Origin of the sequence: Aureibacillus halotolerans, assembly GCF_004363045.1 — a bacterium.
Lineage (GTDB): Bacteria > Bacillota > Bacilli > Bacillales > DSM-28697 > Aureibacillus > Aureibacillus halotolerans.
The window spans coordinates 105,980-131,383 of sequence record NZ_SNYJ01000004.1 but is presented as its reverse complement, the minus strand read 5'-3'; the positions used below and the strand labels follow the sequence as shown (position 1 = coordinate 131,383).

18 protein-coding genes are annotated in these 25,404 nt (G+C 45.3%); 15 read left to right on the top strand and 3 right to left on the bottom strand.

Going from position 1 to position 25,404, the window contains the following annotated elements:
* The first annotated feature begins 1 nt into the window (after nucleotide 1).
* The 7 genes from EV213_RS06560 (at nucleotide 2) to EV213_RS06530 (ending at nucleotide 10,539) form a co-directional block, all read left to right on the top strand.
* Complete coding sequence (locus tag EV213_RS06560) at nucleotides 2-904, top strand: PfkB family carbohydrate kinase (RefSeq protein ID WP_133579713.1); 903 nt, start codon at nucleotides 2-4, stop codon at nucleotides 902-904.
* Nucleotides 905-1,181: 277 nt separating this feature from the next.
* Nucleotides 1,182-2,252 (top strand): hypothetical protein, encoded by a 1,071-nt coding sequence (locus EV213_RS06555; protein ID WP_133579712.1) that lies wholly within the window; start codon nucleotides 1,182-1,184, stop codon nucleotides 2,250-2,252.
* Nucleotides 2,253-2,640: 388 nt separating this feature from the next.
* The gene (locus EV213_RS06550; protein WP_166639188.1) at nucleotides 2,641-4,356 is read left to right on the top strand and encodes a methyl-accepting chemotaxis protein; all 1,716 of its coding nucleotides are present in this window, start codon (nucleotides 2,641-2,643) and stop codon (nucleotides 4,354-4,356) included.
* A gap of 301 nt (nucleotides 4,357-4,657) precedes the next feature.
* Nucleotides 4,658-6,361, top strand: a complete 1,704-nt coding sequence (locus EV213_RS06545) for a methyl-accepting chemotaxis protein (RefSeq protein WP_133579710.1) — start codon at nucleotides 4,658-4,660, stop codon at nucleotides 6,359-6,361.
* 308 nt (nucleotides 6,362-6,669) lie between these two features.
* Nucleotides 6,670-8,151, top strand: coding sequence for an MDR family MFS transporter (locus EV213_RS06540; protein ID WP_133579709.1), 1,482 nt, complete (start codon nucleotides 6,670-6,672; stop codon nucleotides 8,149-8,151).
* 141 nt (nucleotides 8,152-8,292) lie between these two features.
* Complete coding sequence (locus tag EV213_RS06535) at nucleotides 8,293-8,865, top strand: DUF4825 domain-containing protein (protein ID WP_166639187.1); 573 nt, start codon at nucleotides 8,293-8,295, stop codon at nucleotides 8,863-8,865.
* Between the two features lie 276 nt (nucleotides 8,866-9,141).
* The gene (locus EV213_RS06530; protein ID WP_133579707.1) at nucleotides 9,142-10,539 is read left to right on the top strand and encodes an L-cystine transporter; all 1,398 of its coding nucleotides are present in this window, start codon (nucleotides 9,142-9,144) and stop codon (nucleotides 10,537-10,539) included.
* A gap of 918 nt (nucleotides 10,540-11,457) precedes the next feature.
* On the opposite strand, the gene EV213_RS06520 is transcribed toward EV213_RS06530, so the two are convergent.
* Complete coding sequence (locus tag EV213_RS06520; protein WP_133579705.1) at nucleotides 11,458-13,110, bottom strand: sigma-54-dependent transcriptional regulator; 1,653 nt, start codon at nucleotides 13,108-13,110, stop codon at nucleotides 11,458-11,460.
* A gap of 380 nt (nucleotides 13,111-13,490) precedes the next feature.
* On the opposite strand from EV213_RS06520, the gene dapA reads away from it, so the two are divergent.
* From dapA to EV213_RS06480, 8 genes are all read left to right on the top strand, one after another.
* A complete protein-coding gene (gene dapA / locus EV213_RS06515) occupies nucleotides 13,491-14,369 on the top strand; it encodes a 4-hydroxy-tetrahydrodipicolinate synthase (protein WP_133579704.1) in 879 nt (292 codons plus the stop codon).
* Nucleotides 14,370-14,396: 27 nt separating this feature from the next.
* Nucleotides 14,397-15,563, top strand: a complete 1,167-nt coding sequence (locus tag EV213_RS06510; RefSeq protein ID WP_133579703.1) for an iron-containing alcohol dehydrogenase — start codon at nucleotides 14,397-14,399, stop codon at nucleotides 15,561-15,563.
* 10 nt (nucleotides 15,564-15,573) lie between these two features.
* On the top strand, nucleotides 15,574-16,875 hold the full coding sequence (locus EV213_RS06505) for a four-carbon acid sugar kinase family protein (protein ID WP_133579702.1): 1,302 nt from the start codon (nucleotides 15,574-15,576) through the stop codon (nucleotides 16,873-16,875).
* Complete coding sequence (pdxA, locus tag EV213_RS06500) at nucleotides 16,841-17,839, top strand: 4-hydroxythreonine-4-phosphate dehydrogenase PdxA (RefSeq protein ID WP_133579701.1); 999 nt, start codon at nucleotides 16,841-16,843, stop codon at nucleotides 17,837-17,839. Before EV213_RS06505 ends, pdxA begins: the two co-directional genes overlap by 35 nt.
* Before the next feature lie 327 nt (nucleotides 17,840-18,166).
* Complete coding sequence (locus EV213_RS06495; RefSeq protein ID WP_208112717.1) at nucleotides 18,167-19,333, top strand: sialidase family protein; 1,167 nt, start codon at nucleotides 18,167-18,169, stop codon at nucleotides 19,331-19,333.
* Between the two features lie 358 nt (nucleotides 19,334-19,691).
* Nucleotides 19,692-20,981 (top strand): SLC13 family permease, encoded by a 1,290-nt coding sequence (locus tag EV213_RS06490; protein ID WP_133579699.1) that lies wholly within the window; start codon nucleotides 19,692-19,694, stop codon nucleotides 20,979-20,981.
* Between the two features lie 1,160 nt (nucleotides 20,982-22,141).
* Nucleotides 22,142-22,750 (top strand): DedA family protein, encoded by a 609-nt coding sequence (locus EV213_RS06485; protein ID WP_133579698.1) that lies wholly within the window; start codon nucleotides 22,142-22,144, stop codon nucleotides 22,748-22,750.
* A gap of 206 nt (nucleotides 22,751-22,956) precedes the next feature.
* The gene (locus EV213_RS06480; protein ID WP_133579697.1) at nucleotides 22,957-23,472 is read left to right on the top strand and encodes a FixH family protein; all 516 of its coding nucleotides are present in this window, start codon (nucleotides 22,957-22,959) and stop codon (nucleotides 23,470-23,472) included.
* 60 nt (nucleotides 23,473-23,532) lie between these two features.
* Here the strand turns inward: EV213_RS06480 and EV213_RS06475 are convergent, their stop codons facing one another.
* A complete protein-coding gene (locus EV213_RS06475) occupies nucleotides 23,533-24,414 on the bottom strand; it encodes a carbohydrate ABC transporter permease (protein ID WP_133579696.1) in 882 nt (293 codons plus the stop codon).
* A gap of 10 nt (nucleotides 24,415-24,424) precedes the next feature.
* Complete coding sequence (locus EV213_RS06470; protein WP_133579695.1) at nucleotides 24,425-25,381, bottom strand: ABC transporter permease; 957 nt, start codon at nucleotides 25,379-25,381, stop codon at nucleotides 24,425-24,427.
* Between the last annotated feature and the right edge of the window lie 23 nt (nucleotides 25,382-25,404).

Genomic DNA, 25,404 nt, shown 5'->3' with positions numbered 1-25,404 from the left:
AATGAACGTGCAAGGAACGTCAAGCGCACGCAAAAAAGTATTGGTCCTGGGGAGCGCGATTCTTGATGTCATTTTAGGTGTTCCTCAATTGCCTACGAGCGGGCAAGATATGTTCGCCGAGCAAAAAGAGAGTATTGTAGGTGGATGTGCTTATAATGTGTCCAATATTTTAAAACATCTTCAGGTGCCATATGATTTGATGGTTCCAGTAGGTGAAGGTGCGAACGCGAATCAAATTCGTTCACAGTTGGAACTAGATGGTCATGACATTGTTCTTGATATCGATACGGGGGACAATGGCTGGTGTCTTTCGATTGTCGAAACTGACGGGGAGCGGACTTTTATTACGGTGCCTGGGATTGAACATTCATGGAAAGAAGAATGGTTTGACCACATTGATATGAGGGACTACGACTATATCTACATCTCAGGCTATTCTTTTGAAGGCCCATCTGCAGACGTGATGTTAAATGGACTGAAGAAGAAAGCGGCGCACGCCAAAATTATCTTTGACCCATCGCCACGTGCTTCGTATTTAGACAAAGACAAACTGGAAACGCTGTATTCCCTAAATACGATCATTCATTGCAATCGTTCAGAGCTTCATGCATTGACTGACGAGGTTCATTTAGAGCGGGCAGCAAGCTCGCTGCACGAACGGACTGGCGAGCCTGTCGTGGTGACCTTAGGAGGAGAAGGATCGTTTTATATCAACAACAAAGTGCTCGGCACTCGTTCAGAGCCGCCCGTGATTCCTGTAGATACGATTGGGGCAGGAGACGCCCACACAGGAGGGTTTATCGCGGGGCTTCTCGAAGGCAAAAGCCTCGAGGATGCTTGTACACTTGGAAATCAAATGGCGAATAGAGTTGTTCAAGTGCAAGGTGGAAAGCTCCCTTCTTAAAAACCACTTGTTGACATAGGGTCAAAGTGCTCTGCGCATGACATGATTGGCTCCTCTCTTTCCCTTATTGGGGAGCGTGGGTCAATCTAATCGGCGTGACGTGTACTTTTGACCCTCTTTTTGTTGCAAATTTTAGTGATACGAAATCGAATAAGAGTTCGAAAAGCGCCTCGGTAAAATTCGACCAAGCTTAAAAAGCATGTCTCCTAACATGTCGTGAGATCCGACTCATATATACAGTAAAGGAAGTTAAATCTTACATTAGGAGTGATTGTTTTTGGCTTGTTTCCACCCAGATCTAGAGCGTGAAACGGTTGAAGTGCCAAGAGACATTTTTGCAGAGCTGTCATCCGCCATCCCCGGCGATCCAAGAAGGTTGATGGTGAGCGATAATCCAGAAACGTTGGATGCAGACATCTTCATTGAAACCAATATTACGCTTTGGCACGACGTCGTGAAAACGAGTGACACCTGTGTGAAGCATCGAATTTTCGGTTGGCACCTAAATCGAATGAATGCGCCGATACAAGTGGGCATCACGGTGGAGAATTTTGCCCAAGATAATGCCCTTCAAATTCAAGACGTTGTCCGCCAGCAGCATTTTAATCCACGAGGCTGGCTGATGGAGGTCGGACAATGCTTGGCAAAATCGTGCATTAGTGGAACACTGGAGCAGATTGAGGCCGTTGACAATGTTGTTGAGGGTGGTGAGGTCGGTCTTTTGGAGGTCGCCTCTGTACCGGATGAAGCATTGTACGGCTTTATCTACGAGTTCTCTATCGTACGAAGCAAAGGTTCTGCAGATTTGGATTATGTCATTCGGACTGTAGCGAGTCAGGATTTATGCGCAAACGTACGTCACATTACTGAAGAGCCGATTCCAAATGATCTGCCTCATCCACGAGGGAGCTGGCCATTTTCAGAAACCGTTGGTACAACGGGCATGTACGAGGTAGGTACAGCAAAACTGTATCGGACGTGTGCGCCAGAAGCTTTGGACAAAGGCGAGCCTGTTGACGCCATATTTGTCCCTGAAACAAGTGATGTCCCGGGATCAAGAGAAAATATTGGGCAATATGGCGCTGTGTATACGGTGCAAGTCCCAATTTTGAACAACACGGAGGAAGAAAAAACGGTTCATATTCGCGTCAATCCAAGAGGAGGCGCATTTGCCGGCGCTGCGGAGATCAATGGTGAAGTGTATGGCATCCCATTGCTGCGACCATATAATGACACAGCGCTCATTGATGCGTATTCAGCTCCACCTGGCGTAAGTCTGTACACCTTTCGCTACATGACAGCAGGTGCATCAAGCCTTCCGCTGGCGATCTATTTGACAACGGTTTAAGTGAACAGAAGAAGGTATGGTGCTCGAACGCGGGAGGAGTGCTCGAAAATCGGAGGTTAGTGCTCGAAAAACCGGTCTGATTGCTCGAAAATCGGAAGGAAGTGCTCGAAAAAGACGGTTCAGTGCTCGAACGCGGGAGGAGTGCTCGAAAATCGGAGGTTAGCGCTCGAAAAACCGGTCTGATTGCTCGAAAATCGGGAGGAAGTGCTCGAAAAAGACGGTTCAGTGCTCGAACATCAGAACGTGCTCATCGGTGGGCACGTTCTTTTTGTCCTCTCCTTGAATGTGATCCTTTACAAAACTATTACAATCCGCTGTATTTCGCAGTGGTATACTTTTTCTAGGTCTTTGTTCCTAACCCCGGATGAACAACTTTAGAGAGGTGAATATGGCGATGCGTTTCACATTGTTTCGAAATATTTCTATTGGATGGAAATATGGGGCTGTGCTTGCGAGTGTCATTTTTTTGTTTACCGTGTCTGCGGTATTGGTGTATGTAAACTTACATAATGTGCAAAAAAATGTGGAGACGTTGCAAAACCGCAGTGATTTGGTTTCAAACATTTCTCAACTTGAGTCTCTGTATCAAGCGAAGGATATCCGAATTGCTGATTTTATCTTGGCTCCTGATAGTAAAATACTTGAGGAGTTTGCTGATAACCAAAACAGTATTTCGCTGCTCATGGAACGTATTAGGCCGTTCATTGCTAGTGCCGGAGAACAGGAATTTTTTGATGAGATTGTTGAAAAAGATCAGGTGATTAATGGCCTGTTTCTGAATAAATTAGTACCTGCTGTAGAGAACACAAACACAGCACTTGTTATGGAGCTTAGATCAGATGCACGTGATATTCGAGATGAAACTGTTTTGGCTATTTCGAATTTACGTATGGTGATCAACAATCAGCAAACCCAGACGGTGTATGAGGCGAACGAAGGCCTTGTAGATACAGTGGTCATGCTAGGTACTTCGATTATCATTTCTGCCATTTTTGGTGCATTGCTTGTGATGCTCGTCAATCGATTCATTCGCAAGCGTCTACAGCGGCTTATTAAAACGGCAGAACAGATTGCTGAGGGCAACCTGGCGATTGATGACACCAGCTCACAAAGCAAAGATGAGATTGGACAGTTGAGCCAAGCAGTGAATTCGATGAAAGCGCGCTTGCGTGAGATGCTCCATCATATTACGGTTGTGTCTGAAACGGTCAATCGTCAAAGTGATGAGGTTAGTCTTTCTGCCTATGAAGTCACGGATGGTAGTGTACAGGTGGCGTCTACCATGCAGGATCTCGCATCGGGGTCATCTGACCAGGCTCAAGCCGCAGCTCATCTGTCGGAAACGATGGCGGAGTTTATGAGCGCACTTGAAGAAGCAAGCACGTACGGAGGTCAAATCGTTACCGTGTCTAGTCATGTACAGGGGCTCACAGAAGATGGAAGACGCATGATGAATTTGTCACTGGATCAAATGCGCTCGATCGATCATATTGTAAAAACCTCGGTAACAAAGGTGCGCCGATTAGAGAAACAGTCCCAGCAAATTACCTCCTTGGTTGAGGTCATTAAAGACATCGCAAAGCAAACCAATTTACTTGCGTTAAATGCAGGCATTGAAGCAGCGAGAGCTGGTGAACAGGGGAAAGGATTTGTCGTCGTTGCCAGTGAGGTTAGGCGGCTTGCTGAGCAGGTGGCTTCATCAGTTGCTGACATCACGATCATTGTCGACGGCATCCAAGTAGAAACAAACGGTGTCGTTTCGTCTCTGGAAGATGGGTATCATGAGGTCACTCAAGGCACGTTGAAGCTTTCCTCCACAGGTGAGACCTTTGACCTTATTGGCCGTTCGGTTACAGATATGGCAACCCACAGTGAGGTTATTTCTCGTCATTTAACAGGAATGGTCCAAGGAAGTCAGCAAATGGAAGATAAAATTATCCATATAGCTCACGTTGCAGAGGAAGCTGCAGTCATTGTCGAGCAAGCATCCGCCTCGGTAGGGCAGTGTCGATATGCAATGGAGGACATTACGGGAAGCTCGAAACAACTTGCCTTACTTGTGGAAGATTTGAACGGTCTCCTGAAAAAATTCTCAACACAATAAGATTCAATAGCTGTTAAGGTCTGTAAAAGACTTTAACAGCTTTTTCGGGACTTTTGTCATACTTATAAGCCTTGCTTTGTCATCTTCCATGACATAAAAACATAGGTGGAGCCCTAACGAAGGGAAAGAAAAGGTGTTATAATGAAAAGGAGTTTTTTTCATACATAAGTCCTATAAAATGTTAAAAATAGACGAAAATGAAGGTCTTTAGTAGATTTTCGTTTGTGAGTTTCGACTCAGTTGGAAAGCGGTTTATGTGACGATTGTAAAAGTGGTGGGAAAACGAAGAAAGGGTGCAATTATGAAGACGTTATGGAGAAATGTGAAAGTTGGGCAAAAGTATGGTCTAGCTCTTGGTGTCGTTTTTGTTCTATTTATTAGCGCAGCAATTCTCGTGTATACACAGCTAAACGCCGTGGCGGAAGATGTAATCGATCTTGAAGCACGAGGGGACCGAGCCATCAAAATTACCGAGATGGAGGGCTTGTTTCATGCGAAAGACACGAGCATCGCGGACTATATCAATACACCGAATGAAGCGATCATTGAGGAGTTTTGGGCATCGACAGATAAAATGTACGTCATTCTAGAAGATATTGCTCCTTATTTAACATCCCCAGCTGCGCAGGAGTTGTATACGACTATTGCGGCCAATAATCAAGAAATGAACACTTTGTTCCTGAACGATATGGTGATGGATCTAAAGCTGGGAAACCGTGATCAAGCTCTTGAAACTAGGGAACAAGCAAAAGAACTTCGGGAAAAAACTGCGTCTCAATTGACAGAACTGAGTCAGCTTGTGAATGAGCAAAGGCAGCAGGCTTCGCTGGATGCAGAAGATAGCATGGAAGAATCGATCGTGACCCTTATTGTTAGCATCGTCATAGCAGTCATTACAGGCTCCTTAATCGTGTTTCTCGTCAATCGCTTAGTGCAGAAAAATCTTCAGAAAGTGATTGGTATGGCGACAGATATTTCTGAAGGCAATCTAGCTATTGATCAGAATGATTATAATGGTAAGGACGAAATTGGTCAGCTCAGTGCTGCAATGAATTCAATGCATTCGAATTTACGAGAAATCGTGAACCTAATTGCAAATGCAACGACAACAGTGAGCGTGCAGAGTGCTGAACTATCTCGGTCGTCCAGTGAAGTGAGAGAGGGAAGCAGTCAGGTTGCCGCGACGATGGAAGAGTTGTCTTCAGGCTCTGAAACGCAGGCTTTTGAGACCACAGAGCTTTCCAGCTCAATGCTTCAATTTACTGCGACCATCCAAGATGCAAATAAAAATGGAGAATACATATACTCGTCGTCCAATGATGTGTTGGAGCTCACAGGTGAAGGCAAGGAATTGATGGATGAATCAGTGAAACAAATGGGCACCATTGACTTTATCGTGAAAACGGCAATGGAAAAGGTACAATCGTTAGACAATCAGTCTCAGGAAATTTCACGTTTGGTGGCTGTGATAAAGGACATTGCGAAGCAGACCAACCTTTTGGCTTTAAATGCAGGCATTGAAGCAGCACGAGCGGGTGAACAGGGCAAGGGGTTTGCTGTCGTTGCTAATGAAGTCCGCCTCCTTGCCGAGCAAGTGTCGGTATCGGTTGCTGACATTACAGGCATTGTGCAGGGCATCCAAACTGAAACGGCCGATGTGGTGGGTTCTTTAGAAACGGGATATGAAGAGGTCGAAAAAGGCACACAGCAAATTCGAACCACAGGCGCTCGTTTTGCAACGATTGATCATTCTGTTTCAGACATGGCTGAACGTATAAAGAAAGTGTCCGTAAACTTATCTGAAATGGTGCAAGGAAGCAAAAACATGAGCGACTCCATTAACCATATCGCAGCAGTGTCTGAGCAATCGGCTGCAGCAGTTGAGCAGACGTCTGCCTCTGTTCAACAAACAAGCAGTTCAATGGAAGAAATTACGTCGAATTCTGAAGAGCTCTCCAAGTTGTCGGAGCAATTAAACACGCTGGTGCGACGATTTACTTTGTAAGTCTCTTAGAGAGCGCATGAGAGTGTAACAATTGAAAGGCAAGCTCTTTTTTGGCAGGAACGACGTATAGCCAACAAACGCCGAAGTAACGCAGGTCGCCGCCATTGTGCAGGCGGCTTTTTTTATCCCTTCCTTCTGTTCTCCTTCGTATTTTTCATCTCTTTAAGGCATTGATCACAAAAGTCTTGACTTTGCCTTGAAATAGGCGTCAAATGGGAACAGAATGTGTCGAATGTGGCACTGTAAAAAGGCATCTGCATGGCTAGTATTGTAGAAGGGCAAGATGGAATGCAAAAGGAGATGTAGAAATGGTCGAAAAACCAGCATCAAAGGCAGTTGTTGCTGGATTGCTTTTAGGCATATTGATGGCAGCGATGGACAACACCATCGTGGCAACAGCAACGGGCAGAATTGTGACTGATTTAGGTGGTTTTGAACAAATTGCTTGGGTGACGGCCGCCTATATGGTCGCAGTCATGGCTGGCATGCCGATTTATGGGAAGCTTTCCGATATGTATGGAAGAAAACGTTTTTTTATTTTTGGTTTAGTCCTATTTCTCATTGGATCTGCACTCTGCGGAACCTCACAATCGATGAACCAACTCATTATATATCGGGCGATTCAAGGCATCGGCGGAGGCGCCTTAATGCCAATTGCATTTACGATTATTTTTGATATTTTTCCTCCTGAAAAGCGTGGGAAAATGACAGGTCTCTTCGGTGCAGTGTTCGGGCTTTCAAGTGTCATGGGTCCTTTGCTTGGTGCAATTATTACTGATACGATCGGCTGGCAGTGGGTGTTTTATGTCAACGTTCCTATAGGTGCTGTCTCCTTTTTCTTGATATGGCGGTACTATAAAGAAACGTTAGAACATAAAAAGCAACGTATTGATTGGGGCGGTGCCATCACATTGGTGTTAGCTGTCGTCTCCCTCATGTTTGCTCTAGAATTAGGTGCCGACGCTGGGTGGAGTTCTCCATTTATTGTATTTTTGTTTTGCAGCTTTGTTGTGCTGTTTGTCACTTTTTTATTTGTCGAGAAAAAAGCACAAGAGCCGATTATTTCCTTTTGGATGTTTAAAAATCGTCTCTTTGCCACGTCTCAGATCCTTGCTTTTATTTACGGATCGACATTTGTCCTCTTGGCAGTATACATCCCTATCTTTGTACAGGCCGTCTATGGTGGATCAGCCACAAGCGCAGGGTTTATCCTGACACCGATGATGATTGGGTCAGTGGTTGGAAGCATGGTTGGTGGAACACTGCAAACAAAAGTGAGCTTCCGGAATCTAATGATCGTATCCGTTCTCTTTTTTATTGCAGGCATGGCCTTGCTGGCAACGATGACTCCAGAAACATCACGCATTTTGCTCACTGTATTTATGGTATTGGCAGGTTTGGGCGTTGGGTTTTCCTTCTCATTGCTTCCGTCCGCCTCGATTAACGGGCTCGACGCACGTTATCGTGGCTCTGCCAATTCTACGAATTCCTTTTTGCGCTCGTTTGGAATGACGCTAGGGATTACGGTGTTTGGTACAATTCAAGCCAATGTGTTGCAAAACAAACTATCGGGGAACGTCGCAGCAGATCCACAAGCCCTGCTCCAGGCGAATATGCGTGAGCAAATGCCGCCAGAGGTTTTGAACACCATCGTTGCCGCGATGTCAGACAGCATCACCTCGATATTTTTCTGGGCGCTTATTCCGATTGCGATCGCAGCAATCACAATCCCTTTTATGGGGAATGAAAAGGTAGAACGCTCAAAGCCGATGACGCAAAAGTCGACTTGACGTTGACCCTCGTTATATGAAAAAACGACCCTTCTGAGTGAGTTGTGGTCGCTTTTTCATTGATAAATGAAAGAACAAGTGAAACTATCACTAGCGGAAAAACGTTTCTAAAGTAAATAGTAATCAATGGAGGTCTTGCAATTGTCAGCAAAACGTTTCGTCATTATCATGTTTCTCTTGTTAGGCGTTCTCTCAGGCTGCTCGCAAGGACAAGCCGAACAAAAAATTGTCACGATAATGGACATGGACAACAAAAAGCTAGCCACCTTTGCAGGAACGTATATTGGAGATAATTCAGCTGTTGTTTCGCTTATGAATTCATTGCCTGGTGGCGGCTTGATCAAAGAAATAAGCCTTTACGAAGAGTCTCTTCATGCGACCTATGGAACGGACGATACGTCGATAAATTATTGGTACGGAGATTCATCGACGCTACAAAGCAATGTGATGTACAATGCATTCTATACGACTCTGCTCATTCCAAATGCTAAAGCCATCCAGTTCACTATGCCAGAGACATCATTCACTGCTGAACGAGGTACTGTGTTGAAATGGATGAACGAGAATTTATCAGAGCTACCAGGTGAAGAATCAATCTGGGAGCAGGATAACGTCGAGAATTATTTACAACAAAACGGTAACCTCATTCAAGAGGCTGCTCTGTCAGATGATTTGAAACAAAGTTTTTTTAAGCAAATGCCTCTAGATCAATAAAAACGTGAACACAAAGTCGATGGACATCCGTTGCCTTTGTGTTTTTTTGCATAACAAAGCATGTTTGTACGCTGATAAGGGAAACTACACAAGTCTATGGAAAATTAGCAAGCTGTTAAATTCTCCTAACAAAGGTTCACACCAGAAGGATGAAATAATTTGAAATTATATTGAATATATGACAAAGTTCTGTAATTCATACTTGACTTATAGGAATATAATCCTTACTATAGGAATATTCCTATATAGATAATATGAAAAAAGGGGTGTGGGGAGATGGACTTGTTTTTAACATTACTTATTTTGCTATTCGTCGCCGTATTTATTGCGGGGCTTAATTACATGGCTAGAAAGCACGTATCTTTCTCAAAGAGAGTGTTTTCTGCACTTGGTGTGGGGATCGTTTTTGGCTTGATTCTCCAGTTTCTTGCATCACCTGATGATTCGTTTTTACAAAACGCGATGAACTGGGTCAATATTGTTGGGAGAGGGTACGTTAATCTTCTGCAAATGATTGTTATGCCTCTCGTTTTCATCTCGATTCTAGCGGCATTTACACGATTGACGTTTACGAAAAACCTGGGAAAGATCAGTGGCCTTATCATTGCAGTGCTTATTGGTACAACTGCTGTAGCCTCGGTTCTAGGGATCTCAGCTTCGATAGGCTTTGATCTTGACGCAGAAAGCATCTTACAAGGAGAAGCTGAAGAAAGTCGTGGGGCCTCTCTAGTAGAGCGAACAGAAGGACTTTCTGCACCAACATTGCCTGATCAGATCCTTGAGCTTTTTCCGGCGAATCCATTCCTCGATTTAACGGGTGATCGTGCGACTTCTGTGATTGGTGTTGTTATCTTTGCCGCCTTTCTAGGTGTGGCTTACTTAGGTGTTTCGCGGAAGCAGCCGGAACAGGGGGAGTTGTTTAAAAAGATCGTTGATGCGGTGTACGCGATTATTATGCGCGTTGTGACACTGATTCTCCGCCTGACACCTTATGGGGTTTTGGCATTAATGATTCGAACCGTTGCGACAAGTGACCTAGGGGCAATTTACACGCTCGGAAAATTTGTTATAGCGTCCTATGTGGCTCTTGGCGTTATGTTTGTGATTCATCTCGTCATTCTTTCTATCATTGGACTGAACCCATTAACTTACGTTAAAAAGGCATTTCCAGTGCTCGCCTTTGCGTTTACATCACGTACGAGTGCCGGTGCCCTTCCATTGAATGTGCAAACACAAAAAAACCTTGGTGTTCCAGATGGGATTGCAAACTTTGCTGGTTCGTTCGGACTGTCGATCGGGCAAAACGGCTGTGCAGGCATATATCCAGCCATGCTGGCGATTATGATTGCACCTTCAATGGACATTAATCCATTAGATCCAGTCTTCCTCCTCACAGTCATCGCCGTTGTTGCGATTAGCTCTTTTGGCGTCGCTGGTGTTGGTGGTGGAGCGACCTTCGCAGCGATTCTCGTGCTTTCAGCGCTTGATCTACCGATTGCCCTTGCCGGGGTATTGATCTCCGTTGAGCCGCTCATTGATATGGGACGTACGGCATTAAATGTGTCAGGAAGTATGGTCTCTGGCTTGTTTACTTCCAAAGTGACGAAATCCATTAACAATGACGAATACAACGATGATAGTAAGCGTTTGGACACAAGCGAATTTACCATTTAATTAAATCGATAAAAAAGCTGAATGAACTATCCCCCGAAAAAAGGACACTTCTTAAAGAGTGTCTTCATTCGGGGGTTTTTTAATTTAATCTCTTTATTATTGAATCAACAATACGAGCGAGGGTAGAGAGATGTCCAAATTCATTTTTACTAAGACGCAGAGAAAAAGGCTTTCCTCGGCTGTCCGTTATTTTTGCGAATTAGCGAACGTGAGTCGTTCGGGTTATTTGGTCTTTTGAACTCAACTCATTTGGCAGAAACGCTTTGACACAACTGGATTAACCTGAAATTCATTGTTGGGGTTGTTTTTATACAAGTTGCAATACGCTCGCTTTTACTCTATTGGGCACAAGCGCATCATCTTTTGGTCGTGTGTTCTTTACATCCTGAAGGCAACAGCTCAATTCACTTTTCCATTTTCTTCATTATACGAGACCAAGAAAAAATAAAAACAATTTACGCAGGAACAAACATCAGCGTAGTCAAAATACGTAGACTCCTGCGGGAACAGCGCGAGCTGAAGATCCCGCAGGAAAGCTTGCTTTCCGAGGAAGCTGAAGCCGTGCCCGCGGAAAGCGAAGTATTTTGACGAAACGATTGTGATTTCTTTGCACCCCAAAGGGCATAAAGGCAACATCGATTCAAAAGTACCTCGTCGTGTGTTCTTTGCAGCTAGTTATTTAGAGCGTAGAGATCCGTAAATGGCGATCTTCTAAAAAATACAGGATTGTGAGCATTGGGACCTTCATATTTACTGAATACAGCAGGAATTGTTCTCAAGATGTCAAGCTATCTCACCTTGCTTCCACGCAGGCACGACCAGCGGTGAAGGTGATTTTGGCACTGCAAAAGACCAAAAAACTGAGCGTGGGGCTCTTCCCGCGCTCAGTTTTTCTTATTGTAGTGACGTACCACTACCTCAGTCTAACTCCTTGAGTTTTCTCCAAAGTGTCGTCCGGTTTATACCAAGCCGTTGAGCAGTTTTGGACCTGTTTTTGTTTTCTTCCAGCCAGACGGCTTGAATAATTTGCGTTTCAATGTCAGCAAACGTACCCGAAAGGTCAATTTCCACTTTAGTGTCCGGGCCCATACTCGAAAGAATCGTTTCGATGGTGCCATCAAGAATATATTCCGTCTCTTCCTCCAACACAGCCTCTTTCATAATACGTCCAAGCTCCGTAATATTCTGCGGGTAGGCATAATTCTCCAGAAGGTCCATGGCTTCGGGCCGTATTCCAGCGATTTGCCTGCCAAACTCGCTGTTGAATGTGGAAATAAACAAACGGGCTAAGTCAGCAATATCCTGTTTGCGCTCACGCAGCGGCGGAAGATGCAAAAGGGTGCCTTTTACCGGAAGTTTCCCCTTCGTTTCAAGGTCAGCCGTTAAGATGATTCGGAAAGGGTTCTGCTGGTGTGCTTTGAGCCACGCCAGAGCCTCGTCCGGTAGGCTCTCAGCGTTGATGATATACAGGACACCACCCTGATGAAGAATATCTGCCAAAACATCATAGAACGCCACTTGGCATTGGGAGCCATCAACCTTTAAAAAAAAGCCCTCCGAAAGGCCGTGAATATGCCGGGCAAGGCTTTCCTTGCCACTCCCTGTTTCACCGGTAAGTATAATTGGCCCGGCCTGATCCCGTAGCGCATCCGCATGTTCAATTAGTTGCTGAACTTCGTGATGGTTAGAGGATAGATACACCGCATCGTTTGCCGGGCTGATTAACGTAACCAACGGCAGAGCTTCGGGAATGTCTTTTTGTTCCTGCAGTTCAATGAGGACTTGTCGGCCAAGAAGCTGTCGCCCGTTCAGTTCATACAACTGGTGCTGGTAGGCCATAAGAAACTGGAGCGGTCCATGGGTGGCTATGGCATCAGCTAGCCACTCAACGTAATCCATGGGCAGCGGAAATTCCCTGTGTGATAAAACGGTGGCTTGGCCATTCACAAGGACGGTGTGTTGATGCTGATTGTAAATCATCTCACGGTACGTGTCCCGTTCATTTTTTAATGCTGCAATCATTCGGTATGCGTCTTCTGCCTGGATGAAGGCATTCAGGACGCTTTCCCTGCCGGAAGTCAGCAACAAGCCGTGAAGGCCAGTCTTTTCAGCGAGCTGAACAGTAATGACATCGCCAATAACAAACGTGTAATGGGATTCCTTTAGCTTTCTGAGCTGTTGTTCAATATGAAGTTCATCATTGATTGCATACACATCCAAATGGACATCAATCAGGCTGCTGATCGTCTTGACTGCATTCGCGATCGCAGGGAAGCCGACGAAGGCAGCGTGGCTGTCTGTATCTTTTATTAACGTAATGACACGCAGCAAATCAAATCCTGAAACATCAATGGAAATCACAGGGATCGCCACATGCTTTTTAATACGCTCGGCTGTTTCTCCGCGGCTGATAATAATATCGCAGTTTTGTTTCTCCGCCTGAATAGCGCTGCGGACACCCTCCTGTAAGTCTCCGACCAGCACATCGATCGTCGTTATTCCCTTCTCTGCTGCTACGTCATTGATAATTTCTGCCAAACCTGCATACGGAGCGATTGCCGTAATTTTCATGTCGTCACCTCAATGGTTTTCAAAAATCTCTGCAACTAACGTATCACAGAATGGTTGCTTTCAGAAATGTTAAGGCTGGATAAAATCCGACGTTATTGATGGTAATAGATGGGTGTGTTATGGGTGATAAAAGTTCTAAAATGTAAAATTAATGAAATTGACAGGTGGGGTAGGGAACAACAAATCGTTCAAAAACGCAGGTGATTCAAGGTTTGCTTCCTTACGAGATCGTCAATAATGATGGTAAGTATATAGTGTTTAAAAATGAAACACTTAAACTAAAAATGATTAATGTATAAAAAAATCGATAAAAAAGTTGATTTATGAAACGTTCTTGTGTAAGGTAGTTGGTGATAGCGCATTCATAGGGAGGGTCCAATATGAAGTTTGCAGGAATCTGGCCGGCAATGGTTACACCGATGACTGAGCAGCAGGACATCAGCATTCCGGCCATTGAACAGCTAACAAACGAGCTGATTAGTTATGGCGTCCACGGATTATTTGCTTTGGGAACAAATGGAGAATTCCATATGCTGACCAAGGAAGAGAAACGGACGGTAGCTAAAACAATCGTCCGTGCAGCCGCGGGACGTGTACCGGTTATGGCAGGGACTGGCGGGAACTCGACCCGTGAGGTTATCGAGCTTTCCAAAGAGATGGAGTCGATCGGAGTCGACGCCCTGTCAGTCATTACGCCATTTTTTGTTCCACCGGGACCAGAGGAGCTTTCCGTGCATTATGAATCGATCGCTGATGCTGTCGGAGTTCCTGTCATCCTTTATAATATCCCGTCAAAAACGGGTATGAGTATATCCGCTGATACGGCAAAACGGCTGGCGAAGCACCCTAATATCGCAGGCATTAAGGATAGCAGCGGTGATTTTGATTTAATTAAAGCCTACATCGATGTGTCCCAAGGGGAAGATTTTGCCGTGTTTGCCGGGACGGATTCCCTCATTTTACAGACGCTTCAAGCAGGGGGACACGGAGCTGTGGCTGCCACGGCAAACGTACTTCCTGACCATGTGCTTGCCATATACGACGGTTTTCTGGCCAAGGATGCCAGGAAATCGGAAGAAGCTCAGGCAAGCCTGCAGGCGTTGCGTGACACGTTCAGCCTAAAGGCAATTCCGAGCGCTTTGAAAAAAGCTGTTGAACTGAAAGGAATACCGGCAGGCCCGCCGCGGCTCCCGGTAACGGAAGCTAGTGGAGCGGAGCTCGAAGCCATTAAACATATGATGCAAGGGTACCAGAAATAAATATCACCATGAAAAGGGGAGAGCAACATGAGCAACTATCGATTTCAGACGGCAGACCATATTATTGCAGGGCGTCATAGCGTAGCGAATATTGGGGAACATTTGGCACTTGTTGGCCTACCGATACAAAAGGCGCTAATTGTTACTCAGCCCGCGCTCGTTCAAACCGGCGCTGTCGCTTCACTGGAAGCAGCATTGAAGGACCGAGGAATCGCTGTGGACCAGACGACAAATGTGGAACCTGAACCGACGTTGGAAAATATTGAGCAGGTATTTGCAGATACTGTTGGTGCTCAAGATTATGATGTCTTGATTGGTCTCGGTGGAGGAAGCATCCTCGACACCACAAAATTGTTGTCGGTCTTAAAAACGAATAACAAAGGGCTCGAGGCTATGCTAGGAACCGATCTTGTCGAGCATGCAGGGGTACCGACGATTTTAATTCCAACGACGTCCGGTACAGGGGCAGAGGTGACACCAAATGCAATTGTTACCTTGCCTGAGAAAGAGTTGAAAATAGGCGTTGTCAGCAGACATCTTCTTCCTTCACTCGTGATTCTTGATCCGGTGTTGACGACCGGCTTGCCAAAACCGATTACAGCAGCCACCGGCATGGATGCCTTTACACATGCCCTGGAGTCCTACATTTCCACGAAAGCCAACCCTATTAGCGACATGTTTGCCTTGGAAGCGATTCGCCTCATCTCGGCCAATATCGTACAGGCATATCAGCAAGGGGATGACCTTGATGCACGTGAGAAAATGCTCGTTGGCGCCATGTACGGTGGTATGGCACTAACGGCTGCGGGAACTGCGGCCGTTCATGCGATGGCCTATCCGCTCGGAGGCAAATACAAGATTGCTCACGGTGTCGCAAATTCAATGTTGCTTCCACATGTCACGCAGTTCAACCTGGATGCGATTCAGGAGCGGCTTGCTTCAGTTGCCGGACCAATGGGGATTGACGTAGCTGGTCTCTCGGATGGGGATGCCGCCCAGGCCGTGGTCGATAAAATCAAGGAACTGACGAAGACACTCGAGATTCCTCAGGATCTCGCCGAATACGGCGTTGACAAGGATAGCATCGAGGAAATGGCAGTGGCCGCACTTGATGTTAAACGCCTGATGGACAACAACCCGAAAACTGTCACAAAAAATGATGCCATAGCGATTTACAGCAAGCTGCTAGTGTGAGTGGTCGTTTATGAATAACATCGTAATCATTGCAGACGATCTGACAGGAGCAAGCGATTGCGGGGCAACGCTACTTCCGTACGGCATGGACGTTCTTGTCCGGCTAGATGGTCAGATAAAAAGGTTGGGTGCTGGCCAGTCGATTGTCCTCAACACAGACAGCCGGTCGTTGTCTTCTGAAGATGCCTACCGGAGAACGGCCCAGGTGGCTTCCGAAATTTCCGCCGCAGCACCCGAAGTCGTTTATAAAAAAATGGATTCAACGATGCGCGGGAACATTGGGCGGGAATTGGATGCTCTATACGAGGTGTTAGCACCGGACATTGTCATCGCAGCACCTGGCCTTCCTTCACAAGGGCGCGTCGTCAAGGATGGAGTTCTTTTGCTTCATAACGTCCCTTTGGCTGAAACAGAGGTCGCCAACGATCCAAAAACGCCTGTAACCGAATCGAATATCCATACACTCATCGCGCACCAAAGCAACCACCAAGTGGCGCATCTCTCTATCGGTCAGGTTCGGGCGCCTCGGGAAGACCTTGTTACGGAGTTGCGCCGATTGGCTGCTGAGAAAACAGCCATTGTTACGGCTGATTCCGTGGAAGATACTGATTTGCGCCGTCTGTGCGAGGCATCCGCATCCTCTGGCTTGCGTGTTGTTTATGCGGGTTCGGCGGGGTTGATTCATTATTTGCCTGAAGCTCTTGGCAGGCAGGTGCAACAGCCTCGCGTTTTAGGAGAATTGTCTCCGGAGAACGTATTGTTCGTCGTTGGGAGTGTGAGCACGACTGGCCGCAGCCAGCTCAAGCAGTTAATGGCATCTGGAAAGAATATTACCTTTATCGAAGTGTACCCGGAACAACTGTTGCAAAAAAATTTCCCGTCATCTGATGACTGGAAACGGCTCGTGGAAAAAGCGGGGGAGGCAAGTGATTCAGGAAGGCATATCGTTTTGTTTTCCTCGCCGGCAAAGCCCGCTGCCTTAGATGGTAACGATGCGATTGAGCAAAGTGATCGAATTGCCGCTATGTTGGGGGAGCTTGCCGCCTTCATTGCAGAGCATAAAGGAATTTCCCGGTTGTTTTTGACAGGTGGTGATACAGCTGTTCGTGTCATGGAAAATCTCCATGCCGGTTCATTGCAGCTGTTAGGTGAAATAGAGCCTGGCGTTCCTTATGGGAAGCTGTCAGGGTCAGACAGAATTGCCGTGACGAAAGCGGGAAGTTTTGGTTCGGCGGACGTCATGGAGAAGGCGCTCGTACTGCTAAAAGGAGTTGATCATGTTGAAGCCGATTATCGGAATTACAATGGGTGACGCTGCAGGCGTTGGCCCGGAAATTATCGTCAAGTCTCTCAGCCATGCCTCAGTATATGAGCAGGCAAAGCCGTTTGTCATCGGTGATGCGAAAGTAATGGAGCAGGCGGCTGCCGTAAGTGGCATAAACACAGCTTTTCACAAGGTCCAGTCGCCGGCGGAGTGTCGGTTTGAACCGGGGACCATTGACCTTCTTGACCTCCACCTTCTGCCTGATGGTGTCAAGCAGGGAGCTGTTTCCGCCGAAGCTGGAAATGCTGCTTTTCATTATTTAAAAAAGGCAGTTGAGCTCGGCATTGAAGGCAAGCTGACAGCCATCTGCACGGCCCCTTTAAATAAAGAAGCTCTTCATCTGGGAGGGCATAACTATCCTGGGCACACGGAAATTCTCGCAGAATTGACTGGGACAAAGGATTATTCCATGATGCTGTCTTCTCCGAAGTTGCGCGTGATCCACTTGACAACGCATATCGGTCTACTGGATGCAATTGCTTCTATTACGCCGGAACGCACATATACGGTCATTAAGTTGGCGCATGACACGCTTGTCAAGGCCGGCTACGAACAACCGCGCATCGCTGTCTGTGGCATTAATCCGCATGCCGGTGAGAATGGACTGTTCGGAAACGGTGAAGAAGAGGATAAGCTTATTCCTGCCATTCAAAAAGCCGAGAAGGAAGGCATCGAGGTAAGCGGTCCACACCCGGCAGATACGCTCTTTTTCCGGGCTGTTAGAGGAGATTTTGACATTGTGGTTGCCTGTTACCACGATCAGGGTCATGTTCCGATTAAAGTGCTGGGGCTGGAAGAGGGAGTCAACATTACCGTTGGCCTGAATGGCGGACTCGTAAGAACGTCAGTTGACCATGGAACCGCCTTTGATATTGCCGGAAAAAATAGAGCGGATGAACGCAGTATGTTGGCGGCGTTAACGTCAGCCGCTGATTTGGCCCCAAAAGTCTAAAGATATAAGCAGATACCTCAAGACTATCTGCTTTGCTTTCATATGGAATGTAAGCGCGAACAATGGTCGTAGGGAAAGCTCAATGATGAAATGGTTCTGCCTGTCACGAAGGAGTTGTGTGGCATAATTCTGCGTTTCATTATGGATACGCGTTCAAAAAATCCACTGTTCAGCAACGGGAAAAAGCTAGAAAACGGATGGGCGGAACGCAGGGAGGCTTACGCGAGCACTTTCAATGGAGCTCACTCCCATCGTGATCAACAGTGGACGTTTTGACAATCAAAAAAGCAGTAATCAGAAAATCAATCAAAAGAAAAGGTGATGATTATGAGGAACACTAAACTGGTCGTAAATGAGTCCATTCCAAACGGTAAATTATATCACGATGCATATACAAACATAGATTTCTCTTTAATTCCATCAGGACCTTTCTCAACGGCACATGCACCAACTGTTACAAAGTTGGAAAACGGGGATGTATTATGTGCATGGTTTGCAGGATCATATGAAGGCAGTCCCGATATCTCAATTGTGCTATCGATATTTGATAATAAAACGCAAGAGTGGAGCGAACCGAAAATAATCTCACAGGACGATACGCGAAGTGAGCAAAACCCATCCTTTTTCCATGCGCCAGATCATTCGGTTTGGGTGATCTATACGTCCCAACAAGGAAGACAACCAGACAAAGATAATATGCAATTCACGTCGATTATTAAGTACCAGAAAACGTACGACAATGGCGAAACGTGGTCTGAACCAGAGGTGTTATTCAATCAGGAAGGAACATTTGCACGGCAAGCGATTCAAGTATTAAGCAATGATCGATGGATATTTAGCACGTGGGTATGTGAAGATTCTAAATTCGGACTAACTCACGATCCTACTGTTTTTCAAGTGTCTGATGATGCGGGACAGACATGGAAAGAAGTACGTATGCCGGATAGTAACGGCCGAGTACATGCAAATGTTGTAGAACTCGAAGCGGGTCATTTAGTGGCCTTTATGAGAAGTCGATTTGCGGATTATATTTATAGAAGTGAGTCAACCGATTTTGGAGATTCTTGGTCCGTTCCTGAGCCTACCACCTTGCCAAATAATAACTCGAGTGTAAGCGCGATTAAGCTAGAAAACGGCGCAATTGCTATTGCATACAACGCCAACTCTGCTAGTAACCCTGAAAAAGGGAAAGTGGCATGGCCAGGATTAAGAAATCCAGTCGTTGTTTCAGTGTCTGAAGATGGAGGAAATACGTGGCCGATAGGTAGAATCATTGAACACGCAGAAGGTTTCATCGGTGCAGAGAATAAAACCAATAATTCTCAATTCGAATACCCAACCATCTATCAAGATGCATCGGGCCACTTACATTTGGTGTATGCATATAAGAATCGAATTTGTGTAAAATATAACGGCTTTTCAGTAGAAGATCTTTACGGTAAAAAGCGCGAAAATGAAGGTGTTTACAACCCTACTTCTGGAGAAATAGGCTAAGAGCTTTACGATTCAATGGATAGACTAAGGGGTCGGTTATAAGACTCAAATTCTCTGGCAGCGGTGTGCTGCGTTTCAATTTAGCGTAGCACACTTCCTACAAATTGGTTGCCTACCAGATGAAAAAATATCTTAGTCATACTGCATTGCCCATGTACTGATGTACAAGGGAGAGAAGGTTACTATCTATTTGTTCCTATCACGGAACTCTTCAATATGTGTAACCGCTTTCCGTATGAAAGTGAGCTGGGGAGAAAAGGAGTAGAAATTAGATTACAGTAGAAGCTCAAAAGTACTAGAACTTTAGTATTTTTTGGATGATGACATCGTGTGATCACTTAGGAGAGGAGTCATAAAAATGACACTTGAAATGTATCTTGCACTTGGAATCTTAGTCCTTATGATTGCAATGATTATGTCAGATAAATTTGCATTTGGGGCACCACCACTTATCGCTTCACTTTTACTTGTGGTGACAGGACTGGCTACAGTTCCGGAAGCGTTTGCCGGCTTTGTCAATTCAACCGTTATCATGGTTGCCGGTTTTATGGTTGTTATGGCGGGACTGATGAAGACGAGCTTAATTAGTAGGGTTCAAACCTCCATGCTGAATTTGGTGAAGAAGGGAGGATACAAAAGTTACGTTCTTTTAATTATCGTCGTTATGGGTGGGGCAAGTTTAACGGGTACTGGTTCTACAGGGTATTATGTCCTAATTTTATCTCTTATCGCTATGATTCCTTATAATAAAAAAATGCCTACGTCTAGACTGATGATGCCTTTAGGATTTGCAACAAACCATCCGTTAGTTCCTTTTAATGTAGCGCTTTTATATGGCGTTACTGTTAGTGTTTTAGAAACAGCCGGTGTTACTGGCGGACTTTCAATGTCTAAATTTGCTATCGTTAACTTGATCGTAAGCCTAGGATTTTTGATATGGGCCTTGGTTGCGTATCGTCTGCTGCCGGATCACCCGGTGGCGGGAGTGGAAGATTCGGAAGTAGATGATGCGGCCGTTTCAACTCAAGTAGATGCCATGCCTGCTTGGAAAGAATACGCTACCATCGCTGCATTTATCATCAGTGTTATTGGTATGATGCTTTTGAATGTTTTAGGAGATGCGGCTTATGTTATTCCTGGTCTTGCAGGAGCCTTCTTATTAATTATCAATGTTCTTGGTTTCAAGGAAGTTCGAGATAACATGGGAGCACCTGTAATCCTTTTAATGGCGGGGGTCATTGGTGTAGCCAATACATTGGCTGATACTGGGTTTACAGCGATGATTGGTGAATATGTAGCGACTTCATTGGGTACGGTTGTTAGTCCATTTCTGCTTATCCTCATCTTTGCCCTATTGACTAGTGCTTGCGCTACATTTACTGGTTCAGCTATGGGTTCTGTCTATATCTTTGCGCCAATTGCGATTGCAACTAGCTTAAGTTTAGGACTTGACCCTACTGCAGCAGCAATTGCGGTTGCGATCTCTGCATGGAACGGTGGCTTCATGCCAGTCGATGGGATGCCTGCGATGATTTTAGGGATGGGGAATTACAAGCTTTCGCACTTCTGGTTGTTCTCAATCCCAATGTATTTCGTTCGTATTGTGTTACTAGTGATTGGTGCGATGCTAATGTTCCCTGTAAGTTGAAAAAATGATTGTGGCACTGTTGAAATCGTCCAGAACTCTTTATTGGTCAGATCAAGGAGTTATGTAAAAAGATAAGAAAGTATACATTCTGACTTGCCAAAGTGCCCAATACTAGTGCTTTTTCAGGTAATGTAGATCCTATTTTATTTAGAAAAAAGTGATGTGCGTGTACTCTTGCAACTGACCATTTAGAAAACATTTTCTATAAGCAAACCCAAACGTTCGCGCTCACCCCAAAGGGCACAAGTGCATCACCGATACGAGGGAACCTCGTCGTGATTTCTTTGCCGTGGAGTCTCGCTAGTAGCCATTTTTGGTTTATGATAAAGGGAGAATCAAATGAGATCGACCTTTTATGGTTCACTTGACTCCTTTACCAAACGAATTTCATGTAAATGGTACTAGGTGATCTAACTTGAAACGATACACTTACTTGCCTTATTTGGTCTCAACACGGCTTTTTATCCGCTATACGAGACCGAGCCACAATAAAAACAATGTACGCAGAAACAAACATCAGCGTAGTCAACATACGTAGACTCCAGCGGGAACAGCGCGAGCTGAAGATCCCGCAGGAAAGCTTTAGCTTTCCGAGGAAGCTGAAGCCGTGCCCGCGGAAAGCGAAGTATGTTGACGAAGCGGTCGTAATTCCAGTGCACCCTAGCGCATCTTCAACTCGAAAAAACCTCGTCGTGTTTTCTTTTCACCCTAAAGGGCACAAGTGCAACATCGACTCGAGAGTACCTCGTCGTGATTTCTTTGCCGCTGGAGTCTCGTTATTCGTCGCTTTTGGTTTTATGTAAAGAACGAATGAAATGAGAAAGACCTTGATGGTTCATTTTCGACTATTACCAACTAAATTAGTGGAAAGGGCACTAGTACAAATGATCGAATGTGCTCTAGCCCAAAAAGGACTGAGCGTGGGTGGTTTTCCTGCGCTCAGTTTTTCATATGAATCCTCCTAAAGTCTAATGAGAAAATCAGACCTCAACCTCTTTCAATTCTGAAATGAAAAGGTATACTTAAGATAGATAAAATTTGTCCAATGGATACATAGGTGCACGCGACAACGAAGGATATGTTGCACGCTGTAAAAAAGTATGGAACAATGAACCTTCTCTAATAGATTGAAAACAATAGCTAGGAAACAGGAGTGTGTTATGGAAAACTGGATTACGGACATTATGGAGCAGTTTGGGTATTTCGGGATTTTCTTATTGATCGCCATTGAAAATATTTTTCCGCCGATTCCGTCAGAGGTCATTCTTACCTTCGGTGGGTTTATGACAACTCAGACAAGCATGACCATTCCTGGGGTTGTGATTGCATCGACGCTTGGTTCTGTTGGTGGAGCGGTTGTCCTGTATGGAATTGGTGTGCTCGTAGATTACAAGCGGCTTGAGAAGTTTATTGAACGCTGGGGGCATATTTTTCGTTTGACGAAAAAGGATATTTACCGTGCCGATACATGGTTTCAAAAATACGGCGTTTGGACCGTTTTTTTCTGTCGCCTTATTCCACTAGTAAGAAGCTTAATCTCTATTCCAGCCGGGATGTCCCATATGAATTTTTGGGTCTTTCTCTTTTTCACTACATTAGGGACATTGATTTGGAACATCTTCCTTGTTTGGGTTGGAGCTGCCGTTGGGGACTCATGGGAGGACATCGTAGTGTATATGGATGTGTATTCAAACATTGCCTATGCGGTTCTGGCCGTCCTTTTAATCGTGTTTATCGTATTATTTATCCGCAGGAAACGCAGGGACTAACAATGAAACTAGAAGCAGAATCACGTATGGATTAAACGTGATTCTGCTTTTTAGTGCGGCATTCTAAGCTTCTATGGGCTAGTGGCTAACGTAGATGTTGCTTCTCAGCTTGTTTTAGCCATTACGGAAGAGTACACTTATTACGAAGTACTTACAACGTTCATTATGAAAAGCGCTCACACCAGTAGAAGGGATGAAAGTTACATATGAAACAAATGATGTTGTTGCTTGCCCTAACAATGTTGATGGTTAGCACGGCCTGTCAGGGTGGGGCACCGGAGGATACACAAGAAACTGGGGAAACAGAACAATTGCTGACGGGCGACATTGACGTCGAGCTGATAGTGGCAGGGGCTGTACAGCCTGAGGAAACAGCTGAAATACAAGCAATTCTCACAGAGAATGACGCGCCAGTGGTGGAGGCTGATACAGGCAGTGTGACCTTTGAATTTTGGAAGGCTGGAGAGAGAGAACAAGGATGGAAGGAAGAAGGAACGATGGTTGAGGAAGGCACATATACAGCTGAAGCCACATTTCCAGACAGTGGCGTCTACTTTGTCCAATCGCACGTAACCGCCAGAGGCACTCATGCCATGCCGAAAGAGCAGATCCTTGTCGGAGACGTAAGCGAGGAGGACATCAAGGCAGCTGAGGAAGCTGAAGCTGAGAGCGACGTGTCTGATATGGACAGCATGGACGGAATGGAAGGTCACCATCATTAATAACGAAAAACGATCAAGGCACAGAGGTGTGCTTTGATCGTTTTTTCGTGTGAGGCACCTCTATTCTTTAACCGATCCAAGGACGATCCCTTTGACAAAATAACGCTGCAAGAAAGGATAGACCAAAAGAATTGGCAATGAACCGATAAAGATCTGCGCAGATTGAACCGCTCGCTGGGAAAGCATGCTAATCTCATCGGGGTTAATGTTCATCTGACTAAAATCTTTTTGCACAATCAATGTCTGCAAAAATGTGGAGAGGGGGTATTTAGCTGAATCTGTTAAGTAAATCAAGCCATCAAACCACGAGTTCCATTGACCGACCATCGTAAAGAGCGCGATCGTTGCCATCGCAGGGAGTGATATAGGCACATAAATCGTAAACAGGATGCGAAAATGCCCAGCTCCATCCATGAGCGCTGCTTCATCCAGTGATTTGGGAACACTCGTGCGAAAGAAATTGAGAAGCAGAATGAGATTAAACACATTCACAGCACCAGGCAAAACGAGCGCCCAGATTGTATTAATCATCCCAAGGTTCTGTATAAGAATATACGTCGGGATAAGCCCACCATTAAACAGCATGATAAAGACGAAGTAAAAGATATAGATTTTTCGTCCCTTAAATTCATGGTCTTCTTTTGATAGAGCGTAGGCGGCCAACACTGTAATGGCGAGTGAAATCACGGTCCCTAAGGCTGTACGATAAAATCCCATGCCTAAAGCTCTTAAAAAACTTTCATTTTCTAATGTGAGTGCCCAAGAAGCGACGGTAAAGTCAATTGGCCAAAACTTCACAAGATTGGCGTTTGCGGCAGGGGCGGCACTGAATGAGACCGCCAGTATATGCAAGAGCGGTGCAATGCACGTGATAGACAAAAGCGCGAGAAACACAATGTTAAGAATGGAGAAAATCCGGTACGATCGGCTGATATGAAACATAGAACCCCTCCTAAAAAATCCGATAGTCTGCGTATTTGTAAGCTAGGCGGTACCCTGTAATGATGAGAATGAAGGCAATCACTGACTTGAACAGTCCAACGGCTGTGGCATAGCTGAACTGCCCGCCGAGCAAGCCTTGACGGTAGACATACGTATCAATGATATCTCCTTTTTCATACACCATCGGATTGTACAGATTTAGGATTTGATCGAAGCCAGCATTTAAAATATTTCCAAGTGCGAGAGTGGCTACAACAATCGTGATAGGCAATAAAGACGGTAACGTAATATAGAGCACCTGTTGAAAGCGGTTCGCTCCATCTACGATTGAGGCTTCATACAGACTAGGATTGATCCCAGCTAAGGCAGCTAAAAAAATGATGGCTGAAAAGCCAAATTCCTTCCAAATATCACTTAAGATGATTGTAAAACGAAACCAATCCCCGTCTCCTAAAAAGAAAATAGGCTCAATGCCAAAACTCCCTAGAAATTGATTCACAATGCCACCTTCCACAGAAAGCATATCAAGAAGAATGCCCCCAAGAATGACCCATGAAAGGAAGTGAGGGAGGTACACGAGCGTTTGTACGGAACGTTTGAACCCCATTTGCTTCACTTCATTGAGGAGAAGCGCAAACAAAATAGGAACGATGAGCTGAAACACAACTTTTAACGAAGCGATAATTAATGTATTCCAAATGACCTGACGAGCTTCAGCAAAGGTAAACAGCTTATTAAACTGCTCCAAGCCTACCCATGGCGAATTGAAGAACCCTAGCCAAGGCTTAAATTCTTGAAAGGCCATGACGATACCTGGAAGAGGAAGATAGCTGAACACAAAGGCAAGCGCAACGGCAGGAAAAAGCAACGCGTGCAAGGGCCAATTTCTCTTCAAGTTCCACTTTGTTTTAACACGCAAGCCAGAGCTCGCGCGGGATTTTGTTTTTGTTTCATGAGAAACACTCATTTGATCGCTCCTTTCAAAACCTC